At 57.7% G+C, this 15,817-nt stretch carries 14 protein-coding genes; 10 read left to right on the top strand and 4 right to left on the bottom strand.

Annotation, left to right across the window (positions count from 1 at the left end; all coding sequences use genetic code 11):
- Positions 1-88: 88 nt before the first annotated feature.
- The 3 genes from topA to tldD form a co-directional block, all read right to left on the bottom strand.
- Positions 89-2,719, bottom strand: coding sequence for a type I DNA topoisomerase (gene topA / locus ACN0TS_RS03590; RefSeq protein ID WP_417257932.1), 2,631 nt, complete (start codon positions 2,717-2,719; stop codon positions 89-91).
- A 139-nt stretch (positions 2,720-2,858) separates the two neighbouring features.
- Positions 2,859-4,013, bottom strand: a complete 1,155-nt coding sequence (gene dprA / locus ACN0TS_RS03585; RefSeq protein WP_417257931.1) for a DNA-processing protein DprA — start codon at positions 4,011-4,013, stop codon at positions 2,859-2,861.
- A 358-nt stretch (positions 4,014-4,371) separates the two neighbouring features.
- Positions 4,372-5,793 carry a metalloprotease TldD gene (tldD, locus tag ACN0TS_RS03580; RefSeq protein WP_417257930.1) on the bottom strand — a complete coding sequence of 474 codons (1,422 nt, stop codon included), beginning with the start codon at positions 5,791-5,793 and terminating at the stop codon, positions 4,372-4,374.
- A 179-nt stretch (positions 5,794-5,972) separates the two neighbouring features.
- Here tldD and coxB point away from each other — a divergent pair, with 179 nt between their 5' ends.
- The 10 genes from coxB to ACN0TS_RS03530 all read left to right on the top strand — a co-directional run bounded on the left by coxB (position 5,973) and on the right by ACN0TS_RS03530 (position 15,106).
- Complete coding sequence (gene coxB, locus ACN0TS_RS03575; protein ID WP_417257929.1) at positions 5,973-6,878, top strand: cytochrome c oxidase subunit II; 906 nt, start codon at positions 5,973-5,975, stop codon at positions 6,876-6,878.
- A gap of 133 nt (positions 6,879-7,011) precedes the next feature.
- On the top strand, positions 7,012-7,950 hold the full coding sequence (cyoE, locus tag ACN0TS_RS03570) for a heme o synthase (RefSeq protein WP_417257928.1): 939 nt from the start codon (positions 7,012-7,014) through the stop codon (positions 7,948-7,950).
- On the top strand, positions 7,950-8,129 hold the full coding sequence (locus ACN0TS_RS03565) for a hypothetical protein (protein ID WP_417257927.1): 180 nt from the start codon (positions 7,950-7,952) through the stop codon (positions 8,127-8,129). Before cyoE ends, ACN0TS_RS03565 begins: the two co-directional genes overlap by 1 nt.
- Positions 8,129-8,710 carry a cytochrome c oxidase assembly protein gene (locus ACN0TS_RS03560; RefSeq protein ID WP_417257926.1) on the top strand — a complete coding sequence of 194 codons (582 nt, stop codon included), beginning with the start codon at positions 8,129-8,131 and terminating at the stop codon, positions 8,708-8,710. Before ACN0TS_RS03565 ends, ACN0TS_RS03560 begins: the two co-directional genes overlap by 1 nt.
- 38 nt (positions 8,711-8,748) lie before the next feature.
- On the top strand, positions 8,749-9,552 hold the full coding sequence (locus ACN0TS_RS03555; protein WP_417257925.1) for a cytochrome c oxidase subunit 3: 804 nt from the start codon (positions 8,749-8,751) through the stop codon (positions 9,550-9,552).
- An 85-nt stretch (positions 9,553-9,637) separates the two neighbouring features.
- The gene (locus tag ACN0TS_RS03550) at positions 9,638-10,309 is read left to right on the top strand and encodes an SURF1 family protein (protein ID WP_417257924.1); all 672 of its coding nucleotides are present in this window, start codon (positions 9,638-9,640) and stop codon (positions 10,307-10,309) included.
- Between the two features lie 41 nt (positions 10,310-10,350).
- The gene (gene thrC, locus ACN0TS_RS03545) at positions 10,351-11,733 is read left to right on the top strand and encodes a threonine synthase (protein WP_417257923.1); all 1,383 of its coding nucleotides are present in this window, start codon (positions 10,351-10,353) and stop codon (positions 11,731-11,733) included.
- Positions 11,730-12,989 (top strand): M16 family metallopeptidase, encoded by a 1,260-nt coding sequence (locus ACN0TS_RS03540; RefSeq protein WP_417257922.1) that lies wholly within the window; start codon positions 11,730-11,732, stop codon positions 12,987-12,989. Before thrC ends, ACN0TS_RS03540 begins: the two co-directional genes overlap by 4 nt.
- On the top strand, positions 12,989-13,579 hold the full coding sequence (locus ACN0TS_RS03535; RefSeq protein ID WP_417257921.1) for a GNAT family N-acetyltransferase: 591 nt from the start codon (positions 12,989-12,991) through the stop codon (positions 13,577-13,579). Before ACN0TS_RS03540 ends, ACN0TS_RS03535 begins: the two co-directional genes overlap by 1 nt.
- Before the next feature lie 108 nt (positions 13,580-13,687).
- Complete coding sequence (locus ACN0TS_RS03530; RefSeq protein ID WP_417257920.1) at positions 13,688-15,106, top strand: FAD-binding oxidoreductase; 1,419 nt, start codon at positions 13,688-13,690, stop codon at positions 15,104-15,106.
- A gap of 168 nt (positions 15,107-15,274) precedes the next feature.
- Here ACN0TS_RS03530 and ACN0TS_RS03525 read toward each other — a convergent pair whose 3' ends face one another.
- Positions 15,275-15,805, bottom strand: a complete 531-nt coding sequence (locus ACN0TS_RS03525; RefSeq protein ID WP_417257919.1) for an adenine phosphoribosyltransferase — start codon at positions 15,803-15,805, stop codon at positions 15,275-15,277.
- Positions 15,806-15,817 lie beyond the last annotated feature (12 nt).

Genomic DNA, 15,817 nt, shown 5'->3' with positions numbered 1-15,817 from the left:
CGAAAGGATGGGCGCTGCGCGGTTGCGGTCAGACAAAAGGGCGCCACACTGGGCGCCCTTGATACGATCTCTGTTCTGACCTGTCCGCTTAGGCGTCTTTTGCCGCCGCTGGCTTTTTGGCGGGCGCTTTCTTCTTGGCTGCGGGTTTCTTTGCCGCCGCCTTTTTCTTTGGCGCGGCTTTCTTCTTCGCGGGCTTCTTGGTCGCAATCAGCTCAAGCGCCTGTTCGACAGTGATGTCTTCGGGCTTGATGTCCTTTGGCAAGGTCACATTGACCTTTTCCCATTTCACATAGGGGCCGAATTTGCCGTCCATGACATTGATTGCGCCGCCATCGGGGTGATCGCCCAACTCCTTGAGCGCCTTGGCGGTGCGGCGTCCACGGCCCGGGTTTTCGCGCTTGTGCGTGATCAATTCCATCGCGTGGTTCATGCCGATCTCGAATACCTCATCAGGGCTTGCGAGGTTGGCATAGACGGGTTTTTCCTCGTCGGGCAGTTGGTGCATCACGTACGGGCCAAAGCGGCCAAGGTTGGCGGAAATCACGCCGCCTTCGGGATGTTCGCCGATTTCGCGTGGCAAGTTGAGCAGCGTCAGCGCTTTCTCAAGGTCGATGCTCTCGGGGGCCCATCCTTTTGGCAGGGAGGCCCGTTTCGGTTTTTTGTTCTCCTCGGTGACTTCACCGCGTTGGACATAGGGGCCAAAGCGGCCCGAGCGCAGCGAAATGTCGTCGCCGTTGTCCTGTCCGAGAACCTTTTCGTAGCTTTCCGCGCCTTCGCCACTGATCGGGCGGGTGTAGCGGCATTCGGGGTAGTTGGAACAGCCGACAAAGCCCCCTGAGCGAGAGGTTTTGAGGTGCAGGCTCCCTTGGCCGCATTTGGGACAGATACGGGGATCTGTGCCATCTTCGCGGGGGGGGTAAAGCTGCGGGGCGAGGGCATCGTCGAGTTTGTCGAGCACTTCGGAGATGCGCAAATCGGAAGTCTCGCTAATCGCAGCGGAAAAATCACGCCAGAAGCGGCCTAACACGTCTTTATAGTCGCGCTCGCCTGCGGAAACCTCATCGAGTTCCGCCTCAAGGTCGGCGGTGAACTCATAGCCCACATATTTGCGGAAGAAGTTCATCAGGAAGATCGTCACGATCCGCCCTTTGTCCTCTGGAATCAGGCGGTTGTTTTCTTTTTTGACGTATTCGCGATCCACAATGGTGGACAGAACAGAGGCGTAGGTCGACGGGCGTCCAATGCCCAACTCTTCCATCCGTTTGACCAATGTGGCCTCGGTGTAGCGTGGAGGCGGGTTGGTAAAGTGTTGCAGACCCATCACCGCGTCGTTGTCCCCCATGACAACCGTTTTCTCGGCTGCTTGTGCGGTCAAGCCGCCCGAAATGCGTTTGAGCGTATCGGCTTGGGTGATCTGGGGAAGGCGGCCTTCGTCGTCCTCGTCCACATCATCGCGGCCTTCGGTGTAGACAGCCATGAAACCGTCGAACACCACGACCTGTCCCGTGGCGCGCAGCACCACTTCGCGGTCGTCGGAGGTGATGTCTACGGTTGTGCGCTCCATCTTCGCGCTTTCCATCTGGGCCGCAATCGTGCGTTTCCAGATCAGATCGTAGAGCTTGCGTTGGTCGGCGTCGCTCAGATTGACCTTGTCGGGGGCTGCGAACATATCCGTGGGGCGCACACATTCGTGGGCCTCTTGGGCGTTCTTGGCTTTGTTTTTGTAGATGCGCGGAGACTTGGGGACGTATTGCTCGCCATAGCGGCTTTTGATCGCGTCACGGGCTTGAGCGACGGCTTCGGGCGCCATGTCGATGCCGTCGGTTCGCATGTAGGTGATGAGACCCGCCTCATAGAGTCGCTGTGCCGCGTTCATGGTCTGGCGGGCGCCGAAGCCGAATTTGCGGCTTGCCTCCTGTTGCAGGGTGGAAGTCATAAAGGGCGCGGAGGGGTTACGCGTCGCCGGTTTGGCTTCTACCGTATCGACGTGCAGCGCTCGTGACGACACGGCGGACACAGCCATTTCCGCGCCGAGTTTGTCCTTCAGGTCGAACTTGTCGAGCTTCTTGCCCGAAAGATGTGTCAGTCGCGCCTCAAAAGCCTGACCACGTGGCGTTTCAAGCAGTGCTTTGACGGTCCAGTATTCTTGCGGATTGAACGCCTCGATCTCTTCCTCACGCTCGACGATGAGGCGCAGGCAAACCGATTGCACACGGCCCGCAGAGCGTGCGCCTGGCAATTTGCGCCACAACACAGGAGAGAGGTTGAAGCCCACGAGATAGTCGAGCGCACGGCGGGCGAGGTAAGCCTCAACCAGTGGCGCGTCGACTTGGCGTGGGTTTTTCATCGCCTCGGTCACGGCTTTTTCGGTGATGGCGTTGAAGGTGACGCGGGATACGGCGGTGGATTTCTTGATTGCCCTGCGTTTGGTCAGCGCCTCTTGAAGGTGCCACGAAATTGCTTCCCCTTCGCGATCGGGGTCGGTCGCGAGAATGAGAGTGTCATCGGTTTTGAGCGCGTCTGCGATGGCTTTGACGTGTTTGCGACTGTCTGCGCCGATCTCCCACGTCATCTCGAAATCGGCATCGGTGTCGACCGATCCGTTCTTGGCGGGCAGGTCGCGAACGTGTCCGTAGGAGGCAAGCACGGTGTAGTCCTTGCCGAGATATTTATTGATCGTTTTGGCTTTTGCCGGAGATTCAACCACAACAACAGGCATGCTCTGTCCTCTTACATAACGTTTCGCGCCTTATGGAGGCGCAAAATGTGTTGCGCAACTGGCGATTGTCAATTGGGTGAAAACGCTCAAATCATCCCTGCCCTTTAGGGCAGAATAATTTTCCGTTCTTTCGGACGGGTCAGGAAAGGGCCAACAAGCCTCCCGATTTGCGAGAAATGCGACCGGATAGCTCAAGGGTGAGAAGTTCGGCGCTGACCAGATCCTTGGGCGCATCGAGGTCGCGGATGAGAGCATCTTCGGGCAGGGCGGTGGTGCTCAGGCGCGACAATATCTCCGCATGAAGGGCTGCATGTTCGGACAGGCTGCGGGTTTGTGGAGGTGATGGCGGGATCGTCACGCGTGGCGCAGTTCGGGTTTCGCTTCGGTCACGAACCGTCGGTTTAGGGGGCGATAGCGGCATTTGCATTTGTTGCGCGGGGTGGGCGGTGATCTCGGGCGCGGATGATGCTAAGGCGTCGAGCACATCGCGCGCGCCTCGGATCAACGTTGCCCCGTCGCGTATCAACACATTACACCCCGAGGCGCGGCCATCAAAGGGATGCCCCGGCACGGCCATAACCTCGCGGCCTTGGTCAAGGGCGTTGCCGGCGGTGAGCAGCGATCCGGATTTGGCGGCTGCCTCGATCACAATCGTGGCGCGTGACAGACCAGAGACGATGCGATTGCGCATGGGGAAATGGCGGGCGAAGGGCTTCATGCCGAGCGGTTGTTCGGAAATCAGAATGCCTGTCTCCGCGATCCGATGATAAATCTCGGTGTTTTCTTTGGGATAGATATTGTCGATTCCGCCTGCGAGAACGGCAACTGTGCCACTTTCCAATGCGCCCTCATGGGCAGCGGCGTCGATGCCACGAGCCAGACCCGACACAATGCCAAACCCTTCCTCGCCCAAATCGGCGGCAAGCGTGCGGGCAAATCGTAGGCCCAAGGACGAGGCATTACGGGCCCCGACGATAGAGAGCATCGGACGTTCGGCCAGTGACAGATCGCCTTTCATCCACAGTAGCGGCGGCGCGTCGTCCAAATCAGTAAGCAAGGCAGGGTAGGCGGGATCGTCATAGGCCACCAATGTGGCGCCGAACTTGTGCCCTGCGGCCAACTCGGCCTCGACCACACGTTCAGGGCATATCTGGTAATCAGATACACCTGCGGCACGGGCGACATGCGGGAGCGCCTCAAGGGCAGCGGTCGCAGAGCCGTGTTCGTTGATCAATTTATGGAAAGTCGTCGGGCCAACGCGACGTGATCGCAAGAGGCGGAGACGTGGGGTCAAATCTTCCACAGAGTGGGGTGGGGTGAGGGGGTGATGGGAAGGGATGAAATCCAATTAAACCGTTCGCTCCGTCTCTTGCCCCCCTAATATCGTGCAAATTAGTTAATGAGCGGTTACCGCGGACAAAGAAATTCGCATTTTATTGAAATTACGGGGATTTCTTAATCGTTTTGGAAAGCATGAATTTCGAGAGCGTGCGGAGCATTGTCTTTGGGTGTCCTTTGTTCCCATCGGCTCTGGCTGCCCACCGAAAAACGGGGCGCTATATATTTCGCTGAAGCAGCCAAGGCGGTGCCTATAACCGCCTTGGTGCCAGTTCGGAAGCCGCAGCAGCTATGTCGGACTGCTATAGAGCGATCTACTTGGCCGATCCGCCAACAGTGAGACCGCCGATCATCAGGGTCGGCTGCCCCACGCCCACAGGCACCCATTGGCCCGCCTTGCCGCAATTGCCCATGCCCGGATCAAGCGCCATGTCATTGCCGATATGGCGAATCTGTTTGAGGGCCGTGGCCCCGTCACCAATCAGCGTTGCGCCTTTGACGGGCGCACCGACAATGCCGTTCTCGACGCGGTAGGCTTCGGTGCAGGAAAAGACGAATTTGCCGTTGGTGATGTCGACCTGACCGCCGCCAAAGCCCACGGCGTAAATACCGTCCTTGAGGTCGGATACGATCTCTTCGGGTGGGGTGTCGCCGCCAAGCATATAGGTGTTGGTCATGCGTGGCATCGGGGTATGCGCATAGCTTTCGCGGCGACCGTTGCCTGTAGGGGCCACGCCCATGAGACGGGCGTTCTGGCGGTCTTGCATGTAACCGACAAGCACGCCGTCCTCGATGAGGGTGTTTTTGCCGCTCGGGGTGCCTTCGTCATCGACGGTGATCGACCCGCGACGGTCGGGAATCGTGCCATCGTCCAAAACGGTCACGCCTTTGGCTGCGACTTGTTGTCCCATCAGGCCCGCGAAGGCCGAGGTCTTTTTGCGATTAAAATCGCCCTCAAGTCCGTGCCCCACGGCTTCGTGCAACAAGATTCCCGGCCATCCCGGTCCAAGAACCACATCCATGACGCCTGCGGGTGCGGGAACCGCTTCCAGATTCACGCAGGCCACGCGCAGCGCCTCGCGGGCGACGGGCTTCCAATGATCGGGAGCCATCAATCCCGTGATGCCCGTGCGTCCGCCACCGCCCGACGATCCGCTTTCGCGTCGTCCACCCTGTTCGACAATCACAGAGACATTCAGGCGCGTCATCGGGCGAATGTCAGAGACAAGTCCTCCCTCCGGACGCAGGATAAAGACCTCTTGGTAGGAGGCGGCGAGCGAGGCCGTGACTTGGACAACGCGCGGGTCAAGGTCGCGTAAATAGGCGTCAATTTCTGCGAGTGTGTCGATCTTGGCATCAAACGCGGTGCCTTCCAACGGGTTGTCGTCGGTATAGAGTTTGGTGTTGGTGGCTCGCGGCTCATCGGCCAAAGTGCCGCCACCGTGGCCTACGGCGAGACGTGCCGTTTCGGCGGCTCGCTTGATCGCAGACTCGGAGATTTCGGTGGAATGGGCATAGCCCGCCGTTTCGCCGCGCACCGCCCGCAAGCCGAATCCTTCGCTCGCATCATAAGAGGCGTTGCGAATCCGTCCGTCATCGAAAACCAAGCCTTCCGATGTGCGTCTTTCAAGGAAAAGCTCGCCGTCATCGGCTCCGTTTACTGCTTCGCGCAGTGTTTTGAGGGCCGCATCGCGGTCCAGAGCGTCGTTGAATGGGGCAAAACGTCTCGCTGACATAAAATTATGGTCCTCAGGGCTTGATCTAGATCAAAAAAAGCGGTCAAACGGGAACCCAAAGCTGGGTGTTGAAGGACTAGTATGACCTTCGGTGCCAAAGACACAAATGAAAATGCGTTCGACCAACGGGCGCGGCGACACAGGACACGTAGTCCTGAATGCACAAATGGGAAGAGAACATGCGCACTAAATCCCTCACTTCTGGTCTTATGGCCGCCTTTTTTGCCGTGACAGGAGCCGTTTCGGCTGTTGCTCAAGACGCAGGCGAGCTTCTCGGCGCTCCGCATAGTGGGGGCATCGGTTTCCAAGAACCTGCAACCGAACTTGCGCGCGATCTGCAATGGCTCGACGGCATGTTGAACTGGATCATCGGCGTGATTGTTCTGTTCGTTGTTTTGTTGATTGCGGTCGTCATTGTGCGCTTTAACCGCCGCACCAACCCGACGCCTTCCACATTCACACACAACACACCGATTGAGGTGGCATGGACGATCGTTCCTATCCTGGTGTTGGTTGTGATCGGTGCCTATTCGCTGCCCGTTCTGTTCAAGCAACAAGAAATTCCCGATGGCGACATCTATATCAAGGTGACTGGCAACCAGTGGTACTGGACCTACGAGTATGTGGACGAAGGCTTCGGTTTCGACAGCTACATGATTGGTCAGCCCGCAACGGGCGGTGATTACACACGCACCCCTGAGATCGAGCAAGCACTGGTTGATGCCGGCTACACCGCTGACCAGTTCCTCTTGGCCACCGATACTCAGGTTGTTGTGCCCGTTGGCAAGACCATCGTTATGGGCGTAACCGGATCTGACGTGATCCACTCGTGGACCATCCCAGCCTTCGGCGTGAAACAGGATGCCGTTCCGGGCCGTGTGGCCGAGCTTTGGTTCAAGGCCGAGAAAACAGGCACCTTCTTTGGCCAGTGTTCCGAGCTGTGCGGCAAGGACCACGCCTATATGCCAATCACTGTGAAAGTCGTGTCCGAAGAGGATTACGAAGCATGGCTTGCGGGTGCGAAAGACGAATATGCGGCGCTGGACACGGGTCCACAGACGATCCGTCTCGCGTCCGCCGACTAAGTAACGCGACGATATTTGAGAGCGGGCGGCGTGGTCGCCCCTCTCGCACAAACTAGCCCACGCACATATTGCTGCCCCTGACCAGAGGCTCAGCCCACGACGGGGTGGCAGCACGAAGGATAGAAAGAGCGCGATGACTGACGCGACCATCAATTTTGACGACGACCGCGAGGCGGGCTTTGGCGATTTCTTCGCCTTGCTCAAGCCGCGTGTTATGTCGTTGGTCGTGTTTACAGCGCTTGCGGGCCTGTACGTGGCCCCCGGTCATATCCATCCCTTTGTCGCTTTCTTCTCGATCCTGTGCATCGCTATTGGTGGCGGCGCATCGGGCGCGTTGAACATGTGGTACGATGCCGACATCGACCGCGTGATGAAACGCACATCCAAACGTCCCATTCCCGCAGGCAAGGTTCAGCCCGGTGAGGCGCTCGCCATTGGTTTGACGCTATCGGGGTTTTCCGTTGTGATGTTGGGCCTTGCGTCCAATTGGGTCGCGGCGGGTCTTTTGGCTTTCACCATCTTCTTTTACGCCGTGGTTTACACCATGTGGCTTAAACGCTCGACACCACAGAACATCGTCATCGGCGGTGCCGCAGGGGCCTTCCCTCCGATGATCGGTTGGGCGGCGGTCACAGGGGACATCACCCTTGCCTCAACGCTGATGTTCATGCTGACCTTCATGTGGACGCCACCGCATTTCTGGGCTTTGGCGCTATTTATGAATTCGGATTATGACAAGGCCAAGGTGCCGATGCTCACCGTGACACACGGTAGACGCGCGACCCGTGCCCATATCCTTGTCTACACCGTTGCACTGGTGATGACGGCTTTTGCCTTGTTCCTTACGCCACTTGCTGGATGGACCTATCTGGTGGTTGCCGTGGTGATGAACGCTGCATTCCTCAAGGGCGCATGGGACATCTACCGCCGTGACGAGGTGCAGGCCGAGGCCGACAACTATAAAGTCGAGAAGTTCGTCTTTAAACTGTCTCTCGCCTATCTGTTCTTACATTTTACAGCCCTGATGGTGGACAAAGCGCTCCTCGGTTTCGGTATTGGAGGCCCATTCTAATGGCCATTGCTCACCTTCATAAAGTTCACGAGAACCGCAAGTCTCGCAATGTCGGGCTCGGGATCGTGCTTGGTCTGTTCGTCGTTTTGGTGATGGGGTTGACCGTTGTTAAACTGACCGCCCAAAACGAGGCCTTGATGCCTGGCGTCGGGCCTGCGCAACAAGGGGTGAACCAGTAATGTCTGCCGCAAATCCGAAAAAGACGGCTCTCATCCTTGTTGGTGTTGTCGTCATGATGGGCGGGCTCGCATGGGCATCCGTTCCGTTCTATTCGTGGTTCTGCAAGGTCACGGGCTTTGGCGGCGAAACTGCGGTGGCCGATGCCGGTTCTGATGTGATTCTCGACGAGACCATCAAAATCCGTTTCGACGCGTCTATTGATCGCGGTTTCCCGTGGGAGTTCCGCCCCGTCGAACGCGAGATGGAGCTACGCATCGGCGAGACGGGCTTGGCGTTTTACGAGGCCATAAACACCTCCGACCGTCCGGTTGCAGGGACTGCTACATACAATGTCGCCCCCTTTGAGGCGGGCGGATTTTTCACCAAAATCGACTGCTTTTGCTTTACCGAGCAAATTTTGCAACCCGGAGAGCGCGTGCTGATGCCTGTGACTTTCTATGTCGACCCCGAAATCACCACGGACAGAGATGCAAAATTCGTGCATCGTATTACGCTGTCCTATACATTCTACGAAACAGATCTGCCGGAAGACTACGCCGCTCTTGAGAGTGACAAGGTCGAATCGACAGGTCTCAACTAACCCGATCAGGGACCATCTCAAGGGAGAGGGACGCACCAATGGCGCACGAAAAGAACCACGACTATCACATTTTGCCGCCGTCGCCGTGGCCACTGCTTGGCGCAGTTGCAGCATTTGTCATGCTGTTCGGCGCTGTTCAGTGGATGGCCAACGACAATCCGTTCATCTTTTTGATCGGCTTTGTTGGTGTGCTCTACGTGATGTGGAGCTGGTGGCGTGATACCATTCTGGAAAACCAAGCGGGCGATCACACCCCAGTGGTTCGTATCGGTCTGCGCTACGGCTTCATCATGTTTATCATGTCCGAAGTGATGTTCTTTGCTGCTTGGTTCTGGGCGTTTTTCAAAAACGCTTTGTATCCGATGTACGAATACGCAGGCACAGAATACGTCAAGCCAGAGATCATTCCTGTCGACGCCTTCCACTTGCCGCTGATTAACACGCTGCTTTTGTTGTGTTCCGGCGCAATGGTCACATGGGCGCACCACGCGCTTGTTCACGGCAATATCCGCAAGGACATCGTTGCCGGTCTCGCAGGTGGCGTTCTGTTCGGTGCTGTGTTCACCCTGTTCCAAGCCTACGAATATTACGAACTTCTTGTGCATGAAGGCTGGTCCTTTGGCGGCGAGTTCTTCTACGGCTCCTTTTTCATGGCGACGGGCTTCCACGGTGCTCACGTGATCATCGGCACCATCTTCTTGTTGATCTGCCTGTTCCGTGCGCAACGCGGCCACTTCACACCCGAAGATCACATCGGTTTCGAGGCTGCTGCTTGGTACTGGCACTTCGTGGACGTTGTCTGGCTCTTCCTCTTCGTTGCGGTCTACATCTGGGGCCAATAAGCTCTGAGAGGTTTCGCCTGTAATCAATACGGATTAGAAGGGCGCGGGGAGGTTATCCCTGCGCCCTTTGCTTTTGGAGAGTCCCATGCGCCGCGGCTTTGTCACAACACTGGTCTTCGGGCTGATTGGCCTGAGTATCCTGATCTCACTTGGCATTTGGCAGATGAGACGTATCCCGCAAAAAGCGGCGGTGATTGCCCAGATCGAAGCGATGATCCACGACGCGCCTGTTGCGCTGCCCGAGCAGCCCGATCCGTTGCGTGATGCCTACCTTCCCGTGACCGTGCGCGGCACATTCGGCGATGCCGAGCTTCATGTGTTGGTTTCCTCGCGTGACTATGGCGCGGGGTTTCGCATTATCGCGCCACTGACGACCGACACCGGCCGCACCGTGATGGTGGATCGCGGTTATGTTCCGACCGCTGCCAAATCAGCCACGCGCCCCAAAGGCACGGTGGAGGTGATCGGCAATCTGCAATGGCCCGATGAGCGGGATCGTTTTATCCCCGAGGATGATCTTGAGGCGAACTATTGGTACGCGCGTGACGTGGTGAAAATGGCCGAGGCTCTTGGAACTGAGCCGATCCTGATCGTAGCGCGGGAGACGACAGGGGTGGGAATTTTGCCGATGCCCGCCAGTGTCGCCTCCATTCCCAACAATCACTTTAGCTACATGGTGCAATGGTTTTTGTTCGCTGCTGTTTGGTTCGGGATGACAAGCCTGCTGCTGTGGCGTATGAGGACCAAACGCGGATAACTCTGCGCGGTGAAACGGCCCTAACAAGGGAAAGACGAGCGATGAAATATATCTCCACACGCGGCCAAGCGCCCGAACTGTCGTTTGAAGATGCCATGCTCACGGGGCTGGCCTCTGATGGCGGGCTCTATGTGCCTGCGACCATCCCGACACTGTCGGCGGATGAGATCGCGGCCTTTGCGGGGCAATCCTACGAAGAGATCGCGTTTCGCGTGATGAAGCCCTTTATCGGTGAGACCTTCACCGATTCCGAGTTCAAAGAGATCATCGCCAAAGCCTACGCCACATTTGGACACGACGCCCGTGCGCCGCTTGTTCAACTCGGCCCGAACCATTTCCTGCTTGAGCTGTTTCATGGTCCGACCTTGGCGTTCAAGGATTTCGCAATGCAACTCATCGGTCAGCTGTTCCAAGCCGCGCTTGAGCGTCGCGGGGAACGCGTGACCATTGTCGGCGCGACCTCGGGTGATACGGGCTCGGCGGCGATTGAGGCCTTCAAGGGGCTGCACAACGTCGATGTTTTTATCCTATTCCCGCATGGTCGCGTCTCTGATGTGCAACGCCGTCAGATGACCACGCCGACCGAGGACAACGTCCATGCGCTCGCTGTCGAGGGTGACTTCGATGACTGTCAGGCGGCGCTCAAAGAGATGTTTGCCGACCATGAGTTCCGCGACGGCGTGAAACTTGCCGCTGTCAATTCGATCAACTGGGCGCGGGTTCTGGCGCAGGTGGTATACTATTTTACCTCTGCCGTGTCGCTCGGCGCGCCGCATCGCTCTGTGTCCTTTACCGTGCCAACGGGCAATTTTGGGGATATCTTCGCGGGCTATATCGCCAAGCGTATGGGGCTTCCCATTGACAAACTGGTGATCGCGACCAACCAGAACGACATTCTTCACCGCACGATGGAAACAGGGGCCTGCACCAAGCAAGGCGTCACTCCGTCAATTTCCCCGTCGATGGATATCCAAGTTAGCTCCAACTTCGAGCGGGCTTTGTTTGATGTCTATGATCGCGAAGGCGCTGCCATTGCGCAGTTGATGGATGAATTTAAATCGGGTGAGTTTAAAATCTCCCAAGGGGCGATGGACCGTTTGCGCGATCTGTTCGGCTCTGGTCGGGTCTCCGAGGAAGAAACCTCCGCCACGATCAAGGCATTCCACACCCGCACGGGTGAGGTGCTCTGCCCACACACCGCTGTCGCGGTGAAGGTGGCCGAGGCACATCTGTCTGATGTGCCAATGATTTCTCTCTCTACGGCGCATCCCGCAAAGTTCCCCTCCGCTGTTGAGGACGCCTGTGGCATCCACCCCGATTTGCCCGAACGGATGGGGGATTTGTTTGGCAAAGACGAACGCTTCACCGTTGTCCCTAATGATTTAGCCGCGCTCAAAGCGTTGGTGAAGGAGCGTATCGCTTGACCGTCCAAATCCACACTCTGTCCAACGGTTTTCGGATCGCCACTGAACATATGCCCGGGATGGAAAGCGCCTCAATCGGCGTGTGGGTTTTGGCTGGCGGCCGCCATGAACGGATCGAGCAGAACGGCATTGCGCATTTTCTCGAACATATGGCCTTTAAAGGGACCAAGCGGCGCTCGCCTCTGGAGATCGCAGAGGTGCTTGAAAATGTCGGGGGCTATCTGAACGCCTATACCTCGCGCGAGGCTACCGCCTATTATGCCCGCGTGCTGAAAGACGACGTGTCTTTGGCGCTCGACGTGATTGGAGACATCTTGATGAACCCCGTGTTCGATCCACGCGAGTTGGAGGTGGAACGCGGTGTGATTTTGCAAGAGATCGGTCAGTCTCTTGATACACCTGACGATGTGATTTTTGATTGGCTACAAGAGGCGGCCTATCCGGCGCAGCCGCTCGGGCGCACCATTTTGGGCCCCACCGAGCGGGTGAATGCGTTTTCGCGCGAAGACCTCGCAGGATTTGTTGCCGAGCATTATTGCCCCGAGCGCATGGTTCTGTCGGCAGCGGGAGCGGTGGATCATGACACGCTCGTGCGCGAAGCCGAGGCGATTTTTGGCGGGCTGCCTAAACGCGGGAACGATTTGGCCGACAATGCTGTCTTCCGTGGCGGCGAAGTACGCCGGTCCAAAGACCTCGAACAAGCGCATTTTACACTCGCGTTTGAAGGTCCGGGCTACCGCGATGAGGACATTTATGTCGCCCAGACAGCCGCAACGGCCTTGGGCGGTGGAATGTCGTCGCGCCTGTTTCAAACCATCCGCGAACAGCGCGGCCTGTGCTATACAATCTACGCCCAGTCGGGCGCCTACTTTGATACCGGCCTGACCACGATCTACGCAGGAACATCGGGCGACGAGATCAAAGATCTGGCCGAGCTGACCATCGACGAGATCAAACGTGCCGCCAATGAGATGAGAGCCGACGAGGTAGACCGCGCCCGCGCTCAGATCAAGGCTGGTCTGTTGATGGGCTTGGAAAGCCCCTCAAGCCGCGCCGAGCGCAACGCGCGCATGATCGGCATATGGAACCGTGTGCCCGAACTGTCCGAAACCGTTGCTCGCATTGATGATGTGAGTGTGGAGAAGGCTCGCAATTTCCTCGCCTCTATGGGGCAGGGACGAGCGGCCATGGCGCTTTACGGTCCGATTGATCAAACGCCCTCCTTGGAGGCGCTGCAAGACAGGTTTGCTGCTTGATGCTCACGCGAAAGCCCAAAGTCCGCATAGAAACGGAGCGTATGACGCTTCGGTTGCCACAACATAGCGACTTTCGGAATTGGGCACAGTTGCGCGATATGAGCCGCGAATTCTTGCAGCCGTGGGAGCCGAAATGGGCCGATGACCATCTGTCGCGCAAGGCCTTTTCCAATCGTGTCTATTGGGCGGAACGCGCGGTGAAATCGGATACTGGATTGCCTGTGTTCCTGATCCGCCGCGCCGACAACGCCTTGCTCGGTGCGATTACGCTCGACAACATCCGCCGCGGCCCTGCGCAATCTGGAACCATCGGCTATTGGGTCGGTGCGCCTTATGCCCGTGAGGGCTATATGCGTGAGGCTATTGAGGCGGTGACGCATTACGCCTTTGCCAAATTGGACCTCAGCCGCATCGAGGCCGCATGTCTGCCCGAAAACGTCGCCTCGCGCGGGGTGCTTGAGAAGGCGGGCTTCAAATATGAAGGCGTCGCGCAGGCCTATTTGCAAATCAACAACCGCTGGCGCAATCATGTGCTTTACTCGGCCCTGCGTAGCGATCGTCGCGGACGCACCGAGGTTGGTCTGGCCTAATCTCGACAGGAGGTATGATCGTGTAGCGTTGGATTGTCTTTTTGCGTGTGAACAGTGCAAATTGTCGATGGCATAGTGCCTGCCTTTTTGAATGAAAGACCCCACCCGATGACCCATGCCCCAACTCCAGACTTTTTGGCTCAACTGACTGCGGCTTTGCCCGAGGGGACGTTTCGTCCGCGTCAGGCGGGTGAATTGGACGATCCGCGTGGGCGTCATGAGGGGCGCGCGGCCTTGGTCGCGCGGCCGCGCACGGTGGAGCAGGTCGCCACAATCGTGCGTATGTGTAACGCAGAGGGAGTCGGTGTTGTCCCGCTTGGGGGCGGGACGGGGTTGGTTCTAGGTCAAGTGGCCTATGACGGACCTGAGCCGATAGCCATTTCGCTGGAGCGCATGAGCGCCGTGCGGGGTGTGTATCCGACCGAGAATGTGATTGTGGTCGAGGCAGGCGCGATTTTGGCCAATGTGCAGGCGGCTGCCGAGGCCGAGGACCGTCTCTTTCCCTTGTCGCTTGCTGCCGAAGGGGCGTGTCGGATCGGCGGCAATCTGGGCACCAATGCGGGCGGGCTGAATGTGCTGCGCTATGGCAATGCGCGGGACTTATGTTTGGGCCTTGAGGTGGTGATGCCCTCAGGCGAGATTTGGCATGGGCTGAAACGGCTGCGCAAAGACAACACGGGCTATGATCTCAAGAACCTGATGATCGGCTCTGAAGGGACGCTTGGCATCATCACTGCCGCCGCATTGCGCCTGTATCCGCGTCCCAAACAGGAGGCCGCGGCCTTTATGGCGGTGACGGACCCGCAAGCGGCGTTGGACCTACTGTCCTTAGCGCGGGATATGATCGGAGAGGGCATTTCTGCCTTTGAGCTCATCTCGGGTGTTGGACTGGATTTTCTGACCGAGACTTTGCCCGAAGTGCGCCAACCCTTTGCGGAGCGCCCCGAGTGGTGCGTGTTGATCGACCTTGGTCTGTCGGGGCAGGGGGAGCCGCAAGAGGCGCTTGGGGCGCTGTTCGAGGCTGCGTATGACGCGGGCCTGGTCAGCGATGGTGTGATTTCGTCGAGTGCGGCGCAGCGAGCCGAATTTTGGGCGGTGCGCGAGCGTATCCCTGAGGGAAACAAGCGGATCGGGTCGATTTCGAGCCACGATATTTCCGTGCCATTGTCGCGCATCCCTGCGTTCATCCCAGACGGGATCGCGCGGCTGAAAGCGTTGGGCGATATCCGCGTGAATTGCTTTGGCCACTTGGGAGATGGCAACCTGCATTACAACGTCTTCCCTGCCAAAGGGCAGACGCGGGAGGCCTATGAGAGCATTCGGGCGCAGGTCAAAAAGACGGTCCATGATTTGGTCTACGAGTATGACGGATCGGTGAGCGCCGAACACGGTGTCGGGCGGCTCAAGGTCGAGGATCTGGAGCGTTATCAAGATCCCGTAAAACTGGCCGCGATGCGTGCGATCAAGGATGTGTTGGACCCCAATGGCATCATGAACCCCGGTGCGGTGTTGCGGGTGCGTGATTGACGCGACGCGCTCCGATGGTGTGGCACACCCCGAAAAAGTTTACGCCCTGATCGGGGGGGGGCGATCAGGGCGCAATTTAGAAATTGATGTTTTCACATCGGGTGCAAGCAACGTTCCTTGCCCCCAAGGAACGGCTCATGCTTACGAGGTAAATCTTTACCAAAGTGTTCACGTGCCTTCGAAATCGCAAAGAGCGTGAACGGAATAACCTAAATCTTCCAGAACCTTGCGCCCGCCAAGCTCGGGCAGGTCAACGATGAAGGTTGTTCCCACAATCTCGCCGCCCAGACGTTCGATCAATTTGATCCCAGCTTTGGCGGTGCCACCCGTGGCCAGAAGGTCATCCACGATGAGGATTTTCTCGCCCGCTTTGATGGCGTCGTCGTGGATTTCCACAACGGCTTCCCCATATTCGAGGGTATAGGCCTCGGAGATCACCTTGCCCGGCAGCTTGCCCTTTTTGCGCACGGGAACGAAGCCCACGGACAGTTGGTGGGCAATCGCGCCACCAAGGATGAACCCGCGGGCCTCAAGGCCTACGACCTTATCGATCTGTTTGCCCACAAACGGGTCAAGCATCTGGTCAATTGCCAAACGCATGCCGCGAGGATCGGCAAACAAGGTTGTCACATCGCGAAACATGATCCCTTCGTGGGGAAAATCAACAATTGTGCGAATGTAGTCTTTGACGGTTTTCATCTGAGGGTCCTT

The sequence above is a fragment of the Celeribacter sp. genome (assembly GCF_048266405.1).
Classification (GTDB): Bacteria; Pseudomonadota; Alphaproteobacteria; order Rhodobacterales; family Rhodobacteraceae; genus Celeribacter.
The sequence above is the reverse complement of the archived record's forward strand: the minus strand, read 5'-3'. Positions and strand labels throughout refer to the sequence as shown.

Excerpts from the sequence above, each read along its gene's own strand:
- tldD (WP_417257930.1), bottom strand. The coding sequence starts at position 5,793 with ATGTCAGCGAGACGTTTTGCCCCATTCAACGACGCTCTGGACCGCGAT.
- ACN0TS_RS03535 (WP_417257921.1), top strand. The coding sequence starts at position 12,989 with ATGCTCACGCGAAAGCCCAAAGTCCGCATAGAAACGGAGCGTATGACG.
- thrC (WP_417257923.1), top strand. The coding sequence starts at position 10,351 with ATGAAATATATCTCCACACGCGGCCAAGCGCCCGAACTGTCGTTTGAA.
- ACN0TS_RS03560 (WP_417257926.1), top strand. The coding sequence starts at position 8,129 with ATGTCTGCCGCAAATCCGAAAAAGACGGCTCTCATCCTTGTTGGTGTT.
- coxB (WP_417257929.1), top strand. The coding sequence starts at position 5,973 with ATGCGCACTAAATCCCTCACTTCTGGTCTTATGGCCGCCTTTTTTGCC.
- cyoE (WP_417257928.1), top strand. The coding sequence starts at position 7,012 with ATGACTGACGCGACCATCAATTTTGACGACGACCGCGAGGCGGGCTTT.
- ACN0TS_RS03530 (WP_417257920.1), top strand. The coding sequence starts at position 13,688 with ATGACCCATGCCCCAACTCCAGACTTTTTGGCTCAACTGACTGCGGCT.
- topA (WP_417257932.1), bottom strand. The coding sequence starts at position 2,719 with ATGCCTGTTGTTGTGGTTGAATCTCCGGCAAAAGCCAAAACGATCAAT.
- ACN0TS_RS03550 (WP_417257924.1), top strand. The coding sequence starts at position 9,638 with ATGCGCCGCGGCTTTGTCACAACACTGGTCTTCGGGCTGATTGGCCTG.
- ACN0TS_RS03565 (WP_417257927.1), top strand. The coding sequence starts at position 7,950 with ATGGCCATTGCTCACCTTCATAAAGTTCACGAGAACCGCAAGTCTCGC.
- ACN0TS_RS03555 (WP_417257925.1), top strand. The coding sequence starts at position 8,749 with ATGGCGCACGAAAAGAACCACGACTATCACATTTTGCCGCCGTCGCCG.
- ACN0TS_RS03525 (WP_417257919.1), bottom strand. The coding sequence starts at position 15,805 with ATGAAAACCGTCAAAGACTACATTCGCACAATTGTTGATTTTCCCCAC.